This window comes from Butyricimonas faecihominis, from assembly GCF_033096445.1.
Classification (GTDB): domain Bacteria; phylum Bacteroidota; class Bacteroidia; order Bacteroidales; family Marinifilaceae; genus Butyricimonas; species Butyricimonas faecihominis.
Window position 1 is genome coordinate 3,759,200 of record NZ_AP028155.1, and the last position, 18,803, is coordinate 3,778,002.

12 protein-coding genes are annotated in these 18,803 nt (G+C 42.2%); 8 read left to right on the forward strand and 4 right to left on the reverse strand.

Features of this window, described 5'->3' with window-relative positions; translation table 11 throughout:
* Positions 1 to 5 precede the first annotated feature (5 nt).
* The 4 genes from R8806_RS15555 to R8806_RS15570 all read right to left on the reverse strand — a co-directional run bounded on the left by R8806_RS15555 (position 6) and on the right by R8806_RS15570 (position 5,967).
* Entirely contained in the window at positions 6 to 3,275 is a 3,270-nt protein-coding gene (locus tag R8806_RS15555; RefSeq protein WP_124315865.1) for a golvesin C-terminal-like domain-containing protein, read from the reverse strand.
* Between the two features lie 133 nt (positions 3,276 to 3,408).
* On the reverse strand, positions 3,409 to 4,338 hold the full coding sequence (locus R8806_RS15560; RefSeq protein ID WP_124315864.1) for an ABC transporter ATP-binding protein: 930 nt from the start codon (positions 4,336 to 4,338) through the stop codon (positions 3,409 to 3,411).
* 330 nt (positions 4,339 to 4,668) lie between these two features.
* Positions 4,669 to 5,385, reverse strand: a complete 717-nt coding sequence (gene recO, locus R8806_RS15565; protein WP_124317048.1) for a DNA repair protein RecO — start codon at positions 5,383 to 5,385, stop codon at positions 4,669 to 4,671.
* Positions 5,386 to 5,391: 6 nt separating this feature from the next.
* Positions 5,392 to 5,967 (reverse strand): non-canonical purine NTP diphosphatase, encoded by a 576-nt coding sequence (locus R8806_RS15570; protein WP_124317047.1) that lies wholly within the window; start codon positions 5,965 to 5,967, stop codon positions 5,392 to 5,394.
* Between the two features lie 402 nt (positions 5,968 to 6,369).
* Between R8806_RS15570 and rsgA the strand changes: the two genes are divergently transcribed.
* The 8 genes from rsgA to R8806_RS15610 all read left to right on the forward strand — a co-directional run bounded on the left by rsgA (position 6,370) and on the right by R8806_RS15610 (position 18,802).
* The gene (gene rsgA, locus R8806_RS15575) at positions 6,370 to 7,290 is read left to right on the forward strand and encodes a ribosome small subunit-dependent GTPase A (RefSeq protein ID WP_124317046.1); all 921 of its coding nucleotides are present in this window, start codon (positions 6,370 to 6,372) and stop codon (positions 7,288 to 7,290) included.
* Positions 7,291 to 7,397: 107 nt separating this feature from the next.
* The gene (locus tag R8806_RS15580; RefSeq protein ID WP_124317045.1) at positions 7,398 to 7,949 is read left to right on the forward strand and encodes an RNA polymerase sigma factor; all 552 of its coding nucleotides are present in this window, start codon (positions 7,398 to 7,400) and stop codon (positions 7,947 to 7,949) included.
* A gap of 102 nt (positions 7,950 to 8,051) precedes the next feature.
* Positions 8,052 to 8,981 (forward strand): PD-(D/E)XK nuclease family transposase, encoded by a 930-nt coding sequence (locus R8806_RS15585; RefSeq protein WP_124317049.1) that lies wholly within the window; start codon positions 8,052 to 8,054, stop codon positions 8,979 to 8,981.
* Between the two features lie 145 nt (positions 8,982 to 9,126).
* The gene (locus tag R8806_RS15590) at positions 9,127 to 10,302 is read left to right on the forward strand and encodes a FecR family protein (protein ID WP_124317044.1); all 1,176 of its coding nucleotides are present in this window, start codon (positions 9,127 to 9,129) and stop codon (positions 10,300 to 10,302) included.
* A gap of 90 nt (positions 10,303 to 10,392) precedes the next feature.
* Positions 10,393 to 13,836, forward strand: coding sequence for a SusC/RagA family TonB-linked outer membrane protein (locus R8806_RS15595; protein ID WP_124317043.1), 3,444 nt, complete (start codon positions 10,393 to 10,395; stop codon positions 13,834 to 13,836).
* Positions 13,837 to 13,846: 10 nt separating this feature from the next.
* Positions 13,847 to 15,796: a RagB/SusD family nutrient uptake outer membrane protein gene (locus R8806_RS15600; RefSeq protein WP_151411875.1), complete on the forward strand. Its 1,950-nt coding sequence runs from the start codon at positions 13,847 to 13,849 to the stop codon at positions 15,794 to 15,796.
* Between the two features lie 51 nt (positions 15,797 to 15,847).
* On the forward strand, positions 15,848 to 17,221 hold the full coding sequence (locus R8806_RS15605) for a DUF4959 domain-containing protein (RefSeq protein WP_124317917.1): 1,374 nt from the start codon (positions 15,848 to 15,850) through the stop codon (positions 17,219 to 17,221).
* Positions 17,222 to 17,227: 6 nt separating this feature from the next.
* Complete coding sequence (locus R8806_RS15610; RefSeq protein ID WP_124317916.1) at positions 17,228 to 18,802, forward strand: DUF4998 domain-containing protein; 1,575 nt, start codon at positions 17,228 to 17,230, stop codon at positions 18,800 to 18,802.
* Position 18,803: the final 1 nt, after the last annotated feature.

The window sequence follows — 18,803 nt, forward strand, 5'->3', positions numbered from 1 at the left end:
TATTTTTATTTGTTATTGTTCGTGTACACCCATTTTACCGCATCGGCAAAGATAATTTGGTTCGATTCCGATCCCTTGTCGCTTAAGGTAATCTTGGCCTCTCCTTTCGAGAAGTAGAAAGAACCCAGCGTTCTCCATCCTTGCCGTCCCCGGCCCGTCTCGACTGAAATTTCCTCTTCCCCGTCATCATGTTTTACCGTGTAATATTGTATTTTTTTCTCTTCACCTCCTCGGTGGCGCCATCCCATCATAGGGAGCTCGGACGTGTACACGAATACCTCATAGAATCCCGGGATTTGTATCTGGGTTGTCCATTCCGTCTTGTTACTACCACTTCCGGATTTCTTGTACACGGCACTATTGATATAGTCTCCATAATAGTTTACTCCGATGGTAGCTGTCCATCTGCTAGGAGGCATCCAGAAGTTTAAGTTCTTGTATTTATCTTCGCTCTCCTTCTTGAAGAAAGATTGTAGTTTGTTCTTTTGATTGGATTCGATTATCCGGAATCCGGGATCTTCGTTGTCCACCGTGATCTCTTTCGGGTTAAACGTGAAAAGGGTGGCATTTGAGTCGAATATTCCTGTTACCGTGTCGGTCGTCGTGGTCGTCACTTTAGCAAAATTCTGCATGATCGTACTGGGTAGATTCTGCGAGATATTCGTGTTAATCGTGAGGTTACTCGGACGTTCGTCACATAGAATACGAATCTCTTTATATTTCTGTGGTTCTATAATATAATTTTTCGCCGGTTTGGCCTCCATTTGAGCCGCCCGTCCTCTTCTTCCCCGCGGGCCACCGGGGAACATTCCGCCTCCTTCTTCCACGTTGACGGAAATCACGCCTTCTACGTTCGTGGGGTTATACACTTGGAACTTCACGATATATTTCGTGTAATCCCCGACTTCTACTTGATCGGCATCCACCCCTTTCACGATAAAACGAGGCGTGCTGTTGATCGTGTACCAGTTCGGGATGAAATCCATTAAATTGAAATGGAACTTGCGAATGAACTCGCTGTTCAGGCGGGTGAAATTGACCTCCTGAAACTGGTATCTTTTCGTGAATTCGGCCATGAATTCCTTGAACTCGTTTGATGAAAGACGGGAGTTAATATAGTTCCTCAGGTAAACACCCTTCAGTTTCATCATTTCGTAGAACACCTCTGTCGAAAGCGTGTTATCGAGTACGGCCTGTTCAAAACTTTTCCCGTTCAGGTAAGAGGCAGCTCGTTGATCATCGCCCATCCCGTTGAACATCCGGAAGAAATGTCTTCCCTGATCGCTTTCTTCCTGTTTTAGCATGGTGTTCATCACGATGTCTATGATTGGGAAATTCTGGGAATAAATAGAACCCGCGTAATTAAAATACATGGACGATAAATCGTACTTGTTCAGTTTGGATGTTCCGGACCATTCGCCCGAGAACATGTTCACGAATGTATTTCCCTCTTCTTGAAATGTTTCCTCCGAGAGAAGAACCCGGCGGGCAAAATCCCGAATGACGTTCATTTCCACGTCAATTTCTTCCATCGCTCCTTGGGGATCACGTCGTCCCCAGTTAGCCATTCTTTTCTTGGCAAATTTGAAATTACTGCTGGGCAGAGTCGTGGCAAATTCCGGAAGGAAAACCATCTCCGGTTGTGTTTGCTCGCTGTTCCCTTTCCAGTTTCGCACGTATCCCGCGAAAGAAATGGGCGTTTCCGCCATGATAAATTTTTGATACGGGTATTTACGGCCTTTTCTCAACTCGTATTCGGATTTCACATCTTGAAGGAATCCGGCTAACGTGTCTGAAATGTTAGGAAAAACTTCAGAATAGAAATCGTGACCCTTAAAATTGTATAATTCGATTTGCACGGAATCGACCACGATACTCTTTTTCTCGTAGTCCCCGATGGCTAAACTGATACCGGGTAGTTGCTCTTTATTCCGGAATATTGTCGTGTCACCCGATTGGGAAGATGTCCCCTGTGAAAGAATCGTCCGGTCATTGGGATGAATCACTTTTAGCGTGTAATTCGAGAAGTTTTTCCGAATATTATAAGGAGCTTCCGGGTTTACCGGTGGAAAAGTAGAGGGGTACCACAGGCATTCCGGGGTCAGCAGGGTAAATTTGTCCTGCACGAAAGCGTATCTTTTCCCGAAACGGAGAATACTACTTCCGGTTTGCGTGTCGTAATATTCTTCGTCCGTGATGTCTAGGTAGCAAATGTTTTCGTCGATGGAACCGTTGTACGTGATGTCCAGTTCAAGGCTTTCGTACGGGCGGAGTTTGTATTCTGCAATGATAACTTGTGCGTCTCTTTTGTAGGGAACATCTTCTCCTTGCCGGGTTAATTTTTCAACTTGCAGGGATGGATTCAGGTAGAACACGATTTTGTCGATCTCTTGATGATTCCGGTTTTGAATCTTTACGTGTGAATTGACGGTAATTTTTTTGTCGGTCTGCGAGAATATAATCTCTTGGTCTATCAAATGAACCTTGTCAATGTTATTGTATTTTTTGTATCTTTCAGAGTATAATTTGCGTTGATTATCAACGTGATTGAATCGGGAAAAATAGGTAAAGCCGCAACCGATTCCGGCGATCAGGATAATACATCCTAGGGCGTTCAGCAAGATGTTTTTCTTGGGATGTAACGGTAAGCGGTTGACCATAGCGATGGTAAACGTGAGTAATCCCATTCCCAATAGCAAGAATGTTAATCGTTGAACGAGGTAGGGAAACAAGTTCGTGTGTCCCAGCACGTCGGAGAACATATTCGGCACCGTGAGGGCGAAGAAGTCAAATGTCCCGTGTTCCGCGTCTCCGAGATAAGATAAGGTCACCCCGATAAACCCTAGCATGATCACGAACGTAACCGCTTGGTTACGGATGAAACTCATGATCACGAACGATAGTCCCAACACGAAAATCAGTGACGGGATCGATAACGTGAGTAGGTAGAAGAAATAGGGGAATAGGGTAAATGGGGATTCACTTGCGAACAAGTGAATGAAACCAGCGATAAGTAAGGCGATGATGTTTAACGATACGAATACCTTCACGATTCCCCATGTTTTCCCGATGATGTAATCCGCGTTACTCATCGGGCGCACGTAGATCACTTCGGCCGTATCTAACTTCTTGTCTCGCTTTAAAAAGCTCCCTGCCAAGAATATGGCAATGACGGATTGCGCGATATTGAAAAGGTAGATATTGACAAACGGGATGGAGGATGGCATGGCAACCATGACCCATTCGAACCACCCTAGGTTTGACTGTGTACCCATGTGAAAAAATACGATAACTAAAAGGGATAAAATAGCGAATATACGGAATAGCCAACTTCTTCGCAGAAGCTTGGTTTCGTATCTCGATATTGTGCTGATGTTGTGAATATTCATCGCTGGTTTCTTCTATGATTTACTTGAACAATTCGTTTTCTTGGATTGCTTCAACCTGCATGTTCATCTTGTCTTTCAACAAGTAGTCCATGTAGTAAACGTAGGCATGTTCGAGGTTTGGTTCGATGGCTTTGTGCGAGTAGCCGTCGACAGCATCGGCCACGACCTGAATCTCCATACCCCCGTCCGTCGGGATGGTTGAAATAATCGGGTATTTATCTTTGATTTCCTCATATTCCATGTCGGTTACGAAAATTTCCCATACTTTTCCGCGAGCTAGGTTGATCATCTCGTCCGGGGATCCTTCAAACTTCAGTTCTCCGCGGTTCAACAAGGCTAGTTTCTTGCAAGTACTTGAAATATCACCCACGATATGGGTGGAAAGGATGATGATGGAATCCTTGTCGCTAATGTCGGACAGGATGTTACGGAACCGGATTCTCTCTTCCGGGTCCAGTCCGGTAGTCGGCTCGTCCACGATAATCACTTTCGGGTTCCCGATAATGGCTTGGGCGATCCCGAGTCTTCGTTTCATACCCCCGGATAACCGGTTGGCCCAACGGTCACGGACTTCAAACAAACCAACTTTACGTAGCATCTCGTCTACCACTTCGGCCCGGTGTTGTTTCCCCTTGATCCCGGCAAGCCCGGCACCGTAGTCGAGGAATTCCCATGTTTTCAGTTTCTCGAAGAAACGGAAATCCTGTGGCAAGTAGCCCAACAGGGAACGAATCGCTTTCCGGTCCTTGGCAATATCGTAATCGTCGAAATAGATGGTTCCCGACGTGCAACTCTGCAATAGAGTCATGATTCTCATGAGAGAGGTTTTTCCTGCTCCATTCGGTCCCAACAGACCGAACATCCCCGGTTCGATTTCCAAATTCAAGTCTTTTAAGGCTTTTTTACCTCCCGGGTAGACTTTATTCAGATTTACAATTTTTATACGCATAACGCTGGTATTTTAGGTTGGTATAAATCTATGCATAATAAGCCGGAATATATGTTAATAAAATGTGAAATATCCTACTTTGAGTGAGACACTTTTTGCTTAAAAAGGTTTATTATTTTAACAAAACATTAACTTATTAACCCCGATGTCGGTTCCCAAAAGTCATTTTGGTGAATTTTTGTTGACTGGCTGACGGTTTGCCCTGTTTCATACGATTTTTGTTTAAATTTCTTGTAAAAATATGAAATTCAGTGTTATCGGTCAATAATTTTAAATGAACATCTGTAATTTCGGGATGAATACCCCGATTTTATCGATGAACACGCGTTTTTAGGAAAATATTTCCCGGATGACCCGGATGCTTTTGGTGTTAAAATCCAGATTTAGATGGAACCCAAGGAAAAGTAGGGCAATATCGAGTAAAATCTTACGACCTTGCTGATTAAGCGGGATATTTTTCAATTCTTGCAATTGACATGTGCAAAGGGCATGGATAGCTTTGGCGGAGTGTGGGCCGGTGTAGTAATTTCCCGGTGAACCCGCGGGGTAGAAGCATCCATCGTTGATGTTGAACACGTGGTCGGGGTGATACGTGCTGTTGTCTATGCTAAAGCCGAGTAATTTACTTAACCGGAACAGGAATAACAAGTTGAAATTGGCGATGTCGTCACGCGTGACGTTCAGGTATTCCACGGAAGTTTTGATGTACTCGTATAAACCGGGATTCGGGTCGGAATCCCGTAGCACGAGGTTTAATATTTCACCCCATAACAGGGCTATATTCATCTTGTACACGTCGAAATAGATGGCCGACGTGTTCACGAGCGGAGAGAGAGATTTCAGTTTGTGGAGCCCGCCCCTTTCATTCGGGATGAACTCGATTTCCACGATTTGCATACACTGGACGGACGTGTTCGTTTTACGCTTGAACAGGGCCAACGGGGTAATCATTTGCATGTAACCTCTTTCCTCCGAGTAAACATGTAGAATTTGTTGCTGTTCGGAATGAGGTATGCTTTTCAATATGATGGCCTTCACCGTGTGCATTTCTTTTTATAAGTTGTTTAAAAAACGGCATAATTCCCGGACGGCTTGACCCCGATGGCTGATTTTGTTTTTTGCGTGAAGGGGCATTTCGGCAAAACTTTCCTGAAAACCTTCGGGACGAAAAATCGGATCGTAACCGAATCCTTCGTGCCCGTGCTTGCTTGTGAGTATCTCCCCGTTGACAATACCTTCAAACAAGTATTCCTTTCCCCCGAGAATTAAAGCGATAACAGTTCTGAAACGGGCTTGACGTTCCGGTATATTTTGCATCTCCTGTAAAACTTTTTTCATGTTGGCTTCCGAGTCGTGAGCATTGCCCGCGTATCGTGCGGAATAAACTCCGGGAGCATTGTTCAAGGCTTTTATTTCTAACCCGGTATCGTCCGCGAAACAGTCCAAGCCGTATTTCGCGTGAATATACCGGGCTTTTTGAAGGGCATTTCCTTCGAGCGTGTCTTGTTCTTCCGGAATATCCTCATGGCATTGAATCTCTTTTAAAGAAACAATCTCGTGCCGGGAACCTAACATTTCTTTTATTTCTTCCAGCTTGTGGGCATTATTGGTAGCGAAAACTAATTTCATGACTTGTAATAATTTGTATGTTGCAAAGGTAGTGAAATTGGGAGTAGAAACTAACGATTATCCCTAGAAATGCCGTGGAAAGTTAAAAAGTCATGATTTATAGATGATTACTACTAGACCACTACCGTGTAAAACGCTATTAGAACGCTATTAAAACCCTATTAAAGCGCTATATTTAGAATAGCGTTTTATAAGAATTTTAAAAGCATGATAAAAGAGTGATTTCAGCTAATGATCAGGTAGAAATGTAAGATTGATCATATATTAAAGATTGACGTGGGACTGTCGTGGGTAGGACAATTTATAATCCTTGGTATTATAATTTTTCTTGGTCCGTGCGAGAAGAAAATTATATCGTGTATATTTGCATTCGGGTAAAACAGGAACCATTAAATTGATAATATGAAAGGGATTGTTGTGAAATCTACCGGAAGTTGGTATTCCGTGCGAATGGAATCGGGGGAAGTGCTGGACTGTCGGATCAAGGGGAAGTTCCGGATGAAAGGGATTAAGACCACGAATCCTGTTGCGGTAGGGGATGTTGTCGAGGTGGAGGTCAATCCCGATGGCGCGGTGATCAACCGGATTGAAGATCGGAAGAATTACATTATCCGGAAATCAACGAACTTGTCGAAAGAGGCGCATATTATCGCCGCGAATGTTGATCAGGCGGTGTTGGTGGTGACGGTGAATCATCCCGTTACATCGACCGTTTTTATCGATCGTTTCCTAGCATCCGTGGAGGCTTACCGGATTCCGGCCATACTCGTGTTTAACAAGATAGATTTGTACGACGAGGAGGATTTATTGCTATTGGGAGCTTTGACCCAGATTTATATGCAGGTGGGGTATGAATGTTTTCACGTGTCCTCGTTGACCGGGGAGGGGATGGAGGACGTGGTGGCGGCCTTGAAGGATAAAGTGACCGTGTTCTCCGGCTTGTCTGGCGTGGGGAAATCCTCGTTGATCAATCGTGTCGAGCCGGGCTTAAAACTGAAAGTGGCGGAGATTTCCGATTCTCATGACACGGGAAAACACACGACCACGTTCGCTGAAATGTTCCCGTTGAGTTTTGGCGGGTACATCGTCGATACTCCCGGTATCCGGGCGTTCGGGTTGATTCACATGGAAAAAATAGAGATCTCACATTATTTCCCGGAAATATTCAAGCGGGCAAGTGAATGCCGATTCTATAATTGCACGCACATTCACGAACCGGGATGTGCCGTGCTGGAGGCTGTGGAGAAGGGGGAAATCAGCGAGAGCCGCTATTTTAGTTACGTGAGTATGTTCGAGGAGGGAGATGAAAAATATCGAAAATAAAGGTTTTTGAGGGAACGGAATTTTCGTTATGTATATCCAAAAACCGAAGTTTTTTGTATAAGTTTGTAAATCTAATAATTTATACGTGGTAGCGAGCTTTTGAATTTATGCAGGTTGATGATAAGTTGATATGTAAACTTTTAGTTGGACATGACGATCCCCGGGGGATGGAGGTCTTGTTCAATAGTTATTATCGACCGTTGGTTTTATGGGCTGACTCGTTTTTGGGTGATATTCCGGCGGCGGAAGATCTGGTACAGGATTTCTTCGTGGCATTCTGGGAGCAGCGAGCTTATGCGAGAATCACTTCGGGTAATCTTCGGGGATATCTTTTTGCTTCAGTAAGAAATCGAGCGTTGAAGTTATTGGAAAAGAGGGATCCCTTACGCGAGGCTTGTGGTGAATTGAACGAAAATGCGGAAGTTGAGGACACGGATTGGCTGACAGAGGAGATTTTGCAGGCAATAGAAGCTGAGATCGAGAAATTGCCCCCGAGAACACGTGAGGTTTTGAAGTCAGTGTATCTTGATGGGTTGAGTTACCGGGAGACGGCAGATCGTTTTTCTATCTCGATAGCGACGGTAAAAACGTTGCTCGTGAATGCTTTGAAGTATTTGAGGAAGGTCTTTTCCGGGTTCTGGCACTTCAGGTTCGAATGAACTTGATACCGGTACGATCGATAGAAAAGTTAAATCACATTTTTTTCTCCTTTAATCTCGCAAAAAAGCTTACCTTTGAATAGAGAAGTAAACTATTTCCACATGGACAAGAATAAATACATTCGATTTGATTGGGCTGTGAAACGGTTATTGCGGGACAAGGCGAATTTTGTCGTCTTGGAAGGGTTATTAACCGTGTTACTCGATCGTCAGGTTCACATTATAGATATACTGGAAAGCGAGGGTAATCAACAGATTTACGAGGATAAGTTTAACCGGGTAGATGTTAAGGCCCGGGATAGCGAGGGTGAGATTATTATCGTGGAGGTACAGGTTACTAGGGAATTATATTTTCTTGAACGAATTCTTTATGGTGCAGCCAAGGCGATTACTGAGCATATCAAGCTAGGAGAACTTTATTCAGAAGTGAAGAAAGTGTATTCTATTAGTATTCTTTATTTTGACATTGGAAAAGGGAATGATTATCTTTACCATGGTCAAAACACGTTTACGGGAGTACACACCGGCGATCATTTGCACGTGACCGTGAAGGAGCGGGATGCTTTGGTTCAGCGCTTGCCATCGGAGATATTCCCGGAGTATTTCTTGATCCGGGTGAATGAGTTTGATCAAGTGGCAACAACCCCGCTTGAGGAGTGGTTGGATTACTTGAAAAATGATTACATCCGTCCCGATACAAAGACTCCGGGATTGAAAGAAGCAAGGGAAAAGCTGGTTTACTATAATATGGATGAAGCAGAACGAGCCGCATACGATCGTCACGTGGATGCTATCATGATCCAGAATGATGTGCTGGGTACAGCAAAACTAGAGGGATTAGTCGAGGGTCGAATGAAAGGCCTAGAAGAAGGTCGGGTAGAAGGTCGGGAAGAAGGCCGGGAGGAGGGATTGGTCGAAGGTGAAGAGAAGGGAATTTTGAAAGTAGCTCGGAATATGAAAGAAAAGAATATGCCGATGGATATAATCATTCAAATGACCGGGCTGACTGCCGAGGATATTGAAAGGTTGTAGTTATTTTTTTGAAATAGAGATCACGATGATAGTCCTCAAATTCCATGAATTTGAGGACTATCATTTTTTTTTGAAATTTTTTCTAATTTCATTCAACCGTTTTCTAATCTTTCCGGTCTTTAGAATAACAAAGGTTATTGTAAAAATGAAAAAAGAATATCAAGTCACTGAATCCGAGTTGTTTGACTTTTTTAATGGCAAACTTTCAGTCGAGGAAGAAAAAGAAATTCTGGAATGGAAAGAGGCTTGTGATGAGAATCGTGAGTTGTTTGATGTCATGCGAAAGGAAAATCTCATTCTGAAAGAGGTTGTCCGGGTTCAACTTATCAAGGGTGATTATTCTTCCATACAGGGACGGATAATTCCTCGGCGTCATCGGGCATTTAAATTAAAATATTGGGGTGTTGCTGCCGCTATCGTGGTGGGGGTTATTTTTTCGGTTTCGTTATGGCAGTATTCTTCTATGGATAATAATAAAGAAATATCTCATGTTGGCGCTCCTGCCCGTGCTGCGATATTAGAGTTGTCTGGAGGGGAACGCCATTATTTGGGTGGTAGTGAGATCGAATTCAAAGAGCAGGATGGTATGCAGTTGGCAGTCAGTGAGGGTAAAGTTGTGTATGATAAGAAGACGGGGGAGGACGTGGAGAAAGAGGAGGAAGTACTTGTTTTTAATAAAATCACGGTACCGCGAGGTGCCGGGTTATATCGAATTTTGCTTAGTGATGGTAGCGTGATATGGTTAAATTCAGATAGTCGCTTGGAGTATCCGGAAAAGTTTGCCTTAGAAGAACGAAGGGTTCGTATCAGCGGAGAGGCGTTTTTTGATGTTGCCCGGGATACGATGCGTCCGTTTGTTGTTGAGACAGCTTTACAATCTGTTTCTGTTTTGGGGACGAAGTTTAACGTATCTGCTTATCCATCGGAACCGGTTTTGACAACGCTAGCTTCCGGGAAAGTAAAAGTGATGTCTGTTAGTGAAATGGATTCGGTTGTCCTGTTACCGGGGGAACAATCTGTTCTAAGTGTGAATGCAGATAACTTATCCGTGCGTCAAGTGAAAATTAGTGATGTTGTTTCTTGGAAAGACGGGATCATTAATATTGAAAACATGAGTTTGAGAGAGATATTGAAAGTCGTGTCTCGTGCTTATGATGTGGATTTTAATACAGAATTATTACCAGCTGATGATATTATTTTGCGAGGAAGCATTTCAAGCGATGAAAGTCTGGGGGTGTTTCTTGCTGTGCTAAGTAAAGTAGCAGATGTGAAATTTAAAATGAAAACTGATGGAAAAATAGAAGTCCAAAAAATTAATTAAAAAAAGGGAGAGAATTCAAGGAATTCTCCCGCCCCAAGTTTGCGACGTCTGTTGGCGACAGACGATATCTTATAATTCAAATACAAAAATATGAAAAAAAAATGGAGTCACGCCATTTTTCGAGTGGAAATTCGGAAATGGGGTCGGATTATGTTAGTAAATTTAATTTTGGTATTGTTGTCAGGAGTGTCTTTGTATGCACAGAATGAATCTTCTCGGCAACAGAGAATTACGGCTAAGTACCAGAATAAAACGATTCTGGAAGTACTGGAAGACCTGAAAGCAAAGACGGGATATACTTTTGTGCATAAGCAAAACGATATATCCAGCGAGGTGAAAATCACGGAAACTTTTACAAATGCGACACTGGATGACGTGTTAAAAAAAGTGCTTACGGCTCACGGTTACGATTATTCGATCGAGGGTAAGGTGATTGTTGTCAAGAAAAAGCCGAAAATCCAAGAGTCATTGGCACGGGATATTATCACGGTGAAGGGGCGTGTGGTGGACGAGAAGGGAAATCCCATGCCGGGGGTGAGTGTGGTGATTAATCAGACTTCACGAGGGGTTGCTACTGATAATAAGGGAAATTATGATATTCTGGTTAGGGCTGATGACGTGTTGAAATTCTCGTTTATCGGTTATAGAGATGCGACAGTTCCTGTTGAAGGGAAAACCGTTCTAAATGTTACACTTGAACCTACCGAGGAGGCCTTGGAAGAGGTGACCGTTGTTGCTTACGGTGAGCAGAAACGGGAAAGTGTGGTTGGTGCGGTAACCACCGTGAACGTGAGTTCACTGAAGACTTCCAACAGTGATCTTACTGCAAGTTTCGTGGGACGTATTCCGGGTATGATCGGTTACTTGAAAGGAGGAATGCCGGGGGCGTTGAGAGAAGAGGAGATGCAGACTCAATTCTCTATCCGTGGTATTACTTCTTTCGGTAATAATGCTAATACGGCTCCGTTGATTTTGTTGGATGGAGTGGAGGTGTCTGTACTTGACTTGTCTCGTATTGATCCGGAAGATATTGATTCTTTCAGCGTGTTAAAGGATGCTTCTGCCACGGCTATGTATGGTGCTAGAGGAGCCAACGGAGTAATTTTGGTTTCTACAAAGAAAGGAGCTGAAGGATCCGTTTATACGGCTTTCCGTTATGAGGCTATTGCTTCTATGCCGACGAAGAAAATCGATGTTGTAGATCCCATTACTTATATGCGAGCTTACAACGAAGCTTTGCAAACCCGTGATCCGTTGGCACAGCCAAAATATACGGCAGAGCGTATCAATAACACGGGTAGTGATCGTTTCCCTTCTTGGGTGTACCCTGCCAATGACTGGTATAAACTTCTTTTTAAAAATACCGCAATCAATCATCACTTGGGTTTGAGTGTTCGAGGGGGTACAAAGATTATGCAATATTACGCATCGTTGAGTCATAACTATGATGAAGGTATGTTGAAGACCGATCGGTTGAATTCGTTTGACGTGAATATTAGAAATAATACCACGGCTTTACGTATTAATTTGAATATTGATATGACGCCGAGTGCCAAATTAGTGCTTAACTCTAATTCAACTCTAGATGCCTATCGCGGCCCTCTTTCTAGTGTACAAGGGGCTTATTCGTTGGCATTTAATGCCAATCCGGTGGACTATGCTGCAGTTTATCCTGCTGATGCAACCTATGGTTTCCCACACATTCGGTTTGGTTATGAAACGAAAAATTCTAATAATCCTTATGCTTCTATTCAAGCGGGTTATCTGGAGAGAAGTCGTTTTGCTACGGTAAATCGTGTGGAGTATATTCAAAATTGGGGAGCAATTCTAAAAGGGTTGGAAACACGTGCTAATGTTTCCTTGTATAAGGAAGCCTATTATAGTACACCATTTCAAACTACACCTTATCAATATCGTTTGGCGGATTATAACCACCAGACTGGTGAACATACATTGGAACAGCTTACAGAAGGAGATAAAAATTTGACTGTTAATCCTAATGATAAGGTTACGGAAGGAGAAACTCAGGTTGCAGGAGAATTTCGAGTATTTTATAATGGGAATTGGGGTGATCATACCGTGAGTTACACGGGGTTATTTAATCTTTCTCAACGTACCACGTCAACCGGACGTACGTTATTTTCTGCAATAAAAAATCGTAATATGGGGCTTTCTATGCGACTTTCTTATGGATATAAAGAACGTTATTATCTGGAAGGAAGTTTTGGATATAATGGTTCCGAGCGTTTTGCAAAACACAATCGTTTTGGTTTCTTCCCTTCCATTGGTTTTTCTTATATGTTGTCCAAAGAGCCGTTTATTGCTAATGCAACCGGACATTGGCTCTCTTTCCTGAAAGTGCGTGCTTCGTATGGTAAGGTCGGGAATGATGGTATTGGAGATGCGGTGACAGATAATTACACGCAAAATGTGGGACGATATATTTATTTGGAGAATGTAGGGATCAATAGTTCAGATCAGTATGTGATTTATTCGTATGCTAATCCTACTATTCAATGGGAGATTGCCGAACAGACAAACTTGGGACTGGAAGTGACGCTTTTTAAAGGTTTGTTGGATTTCACCGTCGATTTTTATGAAGAAATCCGTCATAATATATTATCATCTCGTAAGATTGTGCCTGCTAGCATGGGTTTAGGGCTTTATCCCTTTGATAATGTCGGAAAAGTTCGTTCCCGTGGTATGGATGTCTCTGGGAAAATTCAACATGCGTTTTCTAATGATTTCTGGTTTATTTTAAACGGGACGGCCACCTATAATAAGTCGGTTTTTAAAGAGATTGAAGAGGCGGCTGATAAACCGGAATGGCAGGGAAAAGTGGGGCATGATATTTCACAGGTCGTGGGATATATTGCAGAAGGACTTTTCCAGAGTCAGGAGGAGATAGATCGTTCACCTATTCAATCCGGTAATTATATGCCGGGAGATATTCGCTACCGGGATGTGAATGGTGATGGGAAAATCAGTATTGATGATGCCGTGCATATCGGTTATCCCACGGAGCCAAGGTTCGTGTATGGTTTTAACGGAACTGTTAGCTATAAACGTTTTGAGTTTAATTTCGCGTTCCAAGGGGCATCCAAACGTTCTCTTTTCATAGAGCCTTCATCACTTTCCCCATTCGTAAATGACCGGGCTCTGTTAAGTGCGATTTGGGAAGACCACTGGACTCCGGAAAACATGAAATCCAATCCATTGTGGCCTCGTTTGTCAACAAGTAGTATTACCACGCATAATATGGAAGAGGCCAGAATCGGGCAGGAGACTTTACGTGCTTCAACCTATTTCATGCGTGAAGTAAAATTTTTGCGTTGTCAATCATTGGAATTAGCCTATAACTTGCCGACAAGATGGGTGGAGAAGATTGGTTTGCAACGTTTGAAACCTTATATCCGGGTGAATAATCCTTTTTTGATTAGCGATTTTGATCTTTGGGATGTGGAGTTAGGTTCGTCCGGATTCAACTATCCGATTCAAAGAACTTATTCAGTAGGTATTAATTTAAGTTTTTAAAATTATGCGTATGAAATTCAAGAATATATTAGTTATTGTTTGTTCAATCTTTTTGGGAACAGGATGCAATGAGTTTCTTGACTTGGTGCCCGAAGACGATATTCTAACCATTCCCAAAATTTTTGAAACGAGGACAGGAGCAGCTCGCTGGAAGAATGATGCCTGTGCCGGTTTTAAAACGTATGCCGTAGATTTGAATTGGAATCCTGCGTTAGCGGGAGCGGATGAATATACCGCCGGAGATTATGCCCGGAAAGGACAGGGGTATATTTCAACTTTGTATATCGCAGATGGGTTACAAACAGCGCTATCGCCCATTAATGATATTTGGACGTATGATGGAGTTTATTACTATATCCGCTATTGTAATACTTTCTTGCAATATATTGGGGATGTTTACAATTTACGACCCGGAGAGTTGGAACGTTGGACTGCCGAAGTGAAGGCATTGAAAGCTTTTTATTACTTTGAACTTGTAAAACGTTACGGTCCGATCGTGTTAGTCCCGCAGAATATTGATGTTTATGCTCCCATGGAAGAACAGAGACAGTCGAGAAGTTCGGTTGATAGCTGTTTTAAAGCAATTACCGATCTTTTGGATGAGGCTATTCCATATCTACAAGTGTTTGCGGAGAAAGATGCGGATCAGCGAGATTTTTTCTCTAAAGAGGGTGCCATGGGATTGAAAGCAAGGGTATTACTTTATGCTGCTTCACCACTTTTTAATGGAGGGTTATCGCAATACCGGAATTTTACCAATAAGAATGGAGAGAAGCTTTTTTCTGAAGAAGATAAAGAGAAGTGGAGGGTTGCTGCTGAATATACAGAAGAGGTTATCGAGTATTTGGAAAATAATGGCTATAAACTTATTTCCGGAAATGAGGATAAATCTACTGCTTTACTGAATACGATGCGAGATTTGGAATGTTCCGTGTGGGCTCCTAACTGGGCCAATTCGACGGAGGCCGTTATGATGGTCGCAGGATACAATAATTTGTATCAACATCTGTTGCCTAAATTAGGTTCGAGTACTTCTGATATTCATTATAGTGGTGTTTTGAAGGGTACATTGGGTACGAGTATTCGGATGGTGAATAAATTCTATACGGCGAATGGATTACCGATTGAGGAGGATAAGACGTGGACTTATGGTGATGGTTATGCCATGGCTCAGGAACGCGATCCGGCTTATACGAAAGTAGTTCCTTTGGGTACGGATGTGCTTGCTTTGCATTTGAAACGAGAACCTCGTTTTTATGCTACGATTGCTGCTCCCGGATTGTATTGGCAACGGGGTGTATATGATTCATACAATATGATTGTAGATTCCTACCGGGGAGGTGCTTTCGGCTTAAAACAGGATCGTATTAATGGTGATTACGAGCAAAATATTACCGGATATTATATAAAGAAAGGAACACGGAGTGAATTTAATACGAGTAGTTATAGCAATGATATTATGAGTTTTGCTGCTAATGTGCATGTGGTAATACGATTGGCTGAACTTTATTTGATAGCAGCAGAGGCTTGGAACGAGTATGAAGGCCCGAACGGGGTGCATCGAACACAGATCTTTGATCGTCTGAATGCAATTCGTGAACGTGCCGGGCTGTCTACAGTTCAAGATAGTTGGGGCAGATATGGTATCAATCCGAATAAATTCAATGAGCAGGTTGGTCTGAGAGATATTATTCGTCGGGAACGTACGATCGAGTTAATGTTCGAGGGACATCGTTTTTGGGATGTACGTCGTTGGGGTACGGCAATTGACGAAGGTTGGAACGATAAACCTCAAGCTTGGGTTGTTACTGCTCAGACATGGCAAGGGTTCTATAATAACTTTCAAGGGCCTGTTACCGTGTGGGACAAGGCTGCATTTAATCCATCTCGGGATTACTTGTTCCCCATTAAGAGTGAAGAAGCAATGATTTCCGGTATAGTACAAAATCCCGGATGGTAGATGAATTTTAAATTTTAGATTTTAAATTTAAGTTACCTAAAAAAGAAAAAGATGAGAAATACAATATTATTGATACTATTGATGTCCGTATTGTTCGCTTGTTCTGATGATGATAATGGTGGTTTTGATGTAGAGATAAACGAAGATATGTTTTCTTTTACACCAACGGAGGGGGGAGCCATTATGCGCTATAATTTAGCGGATCGGCGAGTGAATAAGGTAAGCGTGGAATACACGGACGAATTTGGAGAATCTGTGTATAAAATTGCAGATTATTCCGTGGATACCTTGTTGTTGGATGGGTTCAACCAAGCGCATACGGAAATCCCGGTAAAGGTCGCTTTTTTGGATAAAAATGAGAATGCATCTAAGGCGTTACATTTTACTTTTGATACACGCCCTTCTTCGTTGTATACTTTTTTTGATGAAGTGGCTGTTAATCCCTATTGGAATGGATTTCAGTTGGTGTTTAACCTAGAAGGACGGGCGGAAGGTTCTGCCTCGGTTTATTTCGTGGGGACTAATCCCACGACGAAAGAGAGAGATACTCTTTTCTTAGAGAATTTCCTTCTGGAAGCAGGACCTAACGTAAAGGCTTTCTCCATGACGGATTCACAGATTCAGGATTCCTACACGGTAGTGGTCACCACGGAGGACAATCGTCAACGGATTGTACGGAAACAGGTATGGAACGATGTGGTGGGAGCGAAAAGGGTACTTATACCGAATGCGAACTTTGAACTTTTGGATCCCTTCCATAAAATTATTACGGAACCTTATTCTACGGCAGATTGGAGACGACCGGGAGCATTAGGTGCGGAATATCTGTTTGATGGAGATGTGAAGGGGACCCGGGCTGCAGAATATTTTAAAGCCGGTAATGCCACTCCTCCTTTCACGTTTTTGGCCGGTCCGAATGCCTTGAATCGGGAAGGTAACGAATGTTATTTTGTGTTGGACATTAAGGAACCGGCTATTGTCGGAGAGTTACGATTCTATATGCGAATCAAGGATGGATATGCAGTAAATTCCCAATTTGATAATGATTATTTTACAAAATTGCCTTGTAATATTCAAGTGTACGCGTGGACTGGAGAAGGAGATTATGATCCAGTGACGAATTCTGGTACCAACGATGATTGGGAACATATTGGTAGCTTTGAGCAGGATCCGAATGCTACGTTAATAGATCGTTGGTATATAAATCCGACAAATAATCAAGTAGATGAAGTAAAAACTATTGCAGCCCTGAATGCCGTGGGACCTTATTATATATCTATTGCTTTACCTTTCGAGGATAAAGAGTATCGCTTTTTCAAACTCGAATTTCGTGAAACGTATGTAGATTTATATAATCCAAGTTATAATCATAACAATAATAATAACGTGACTTTCCATGAATTGGAAGTTTACGGACAAAAATAATAATGTATGAGAGGACTATTTTTGAAATATACACTGATACTCGTTTTGCTTGCCGGATTGGTCGCAAGTTGTGGCGAGAGTCTTGAAGATACTTACTCGGACTATACGGGTGATGGTCCCGAACAGTATTTAACAAAGATTTATGATCTTCAAGGAAAGCCCCGATGGATGTCGGTAGAGTTGACTTGGAATTTAAAATTAGATCCGGGTCGGACTGCTATTTTAGTAGAATGGACAGATGATGAGAAGACGGACTCCGCCGTTATTGATCGGAATAGTACGAGTTATCTCGTGGAAGGATTGAAAAATTATGAATATGAGTTCGGTGTTTATGCTATAGAACAAACAGAGAACGGTGAAATCATTAAACGTTCGATAGGTGATCCTGTGTATATACGTCCCTATACCTACGCTTCTGATGAGTTGATTCTTTTTAGTCGAGTGGTCAAAAAGCAATTCAATGTTGCAGATAAACAATTGTTTGTGACGTTTGAGGAGTGGACAGATAATTTGATTTCATTTAAAATTGGTTATTATGAAAAGAATAATCCTACCGAACAATTTTGGGAAGCGACACCGGAGGATAGGATCGATGATTACCCGAATGGGTTACCTTACGCCTTAATCGGTACTGATGTCGATTTCAGTCAAGGAGTTAAAGTGTATAGAACTGGAAAGATTGCAGTTGTGGGGGATATGTTGTTGGAGATGGAGCCTATTAATCTTTATTTTGAACTTCCTTCTTTTGAGAGTGATTTTGCCGTGGAGGTCAGAAGTAAATTAGATTTGTTGGGTGAAATCAAAAAAGCAGATATTACCGACGTAGAGGTGTTGGATATTGATTACAATCAGGTTTCTTTGGTTGATGTACTCCATTTCCCGAATTTGAAAGAACTTCATTTGGGGCGGAATCGAATCCTTGCAGACGGTACAGAATTAACGTATCGTTCAACTTTAACAGAACAAGTTGTTTCCGAAGCTGCTTTACGGGTGGCTAAAGAAAACGGAGTGGAAATTTATCACTATGGGAATCATTATTTTAACGTAGTACCGGATTTCTTTACGGGAAAAAATATTGTGGCAGTAGAACCGGCTCTCACATTCTTGGAAACCAGTAGTTGGAATATTTCTGTAACACCGAGAGATTTAATGGAGTATAATTCAGGCTTGAATAATTTATTGACTGATGATGCTAGTTATTGGTTACCACAATCTAGTGCTTCGGTTCGGGAACATGTTATTGAGATCGATTTTGGAAAAGAAGAGAGTATTTCCGGATTTAAGATTACACAGGCTAATATTGCTACTGCAATTCAATGTCCGGAACAGGTTAAAGTCGAAATGCAAATTTCTTCTGGCCAATGGATTGCTGTTGCTTTCCAAGAAAATACGATGCTCGGAACAGGTAAAGGCGAAACGACCGTTGTCTATCTGGATAAGAATAAAACATCCAAAAGGTGTTCAAAGATTCGATTGAGAGTATCGGATCTCTTTTTCGAGAAAGGATATGATTCGTCTTGGAATTATATTGATTTTTATAATATAGCATTGGGTTCATTTATGGTTATCAAAGGGGAATAAC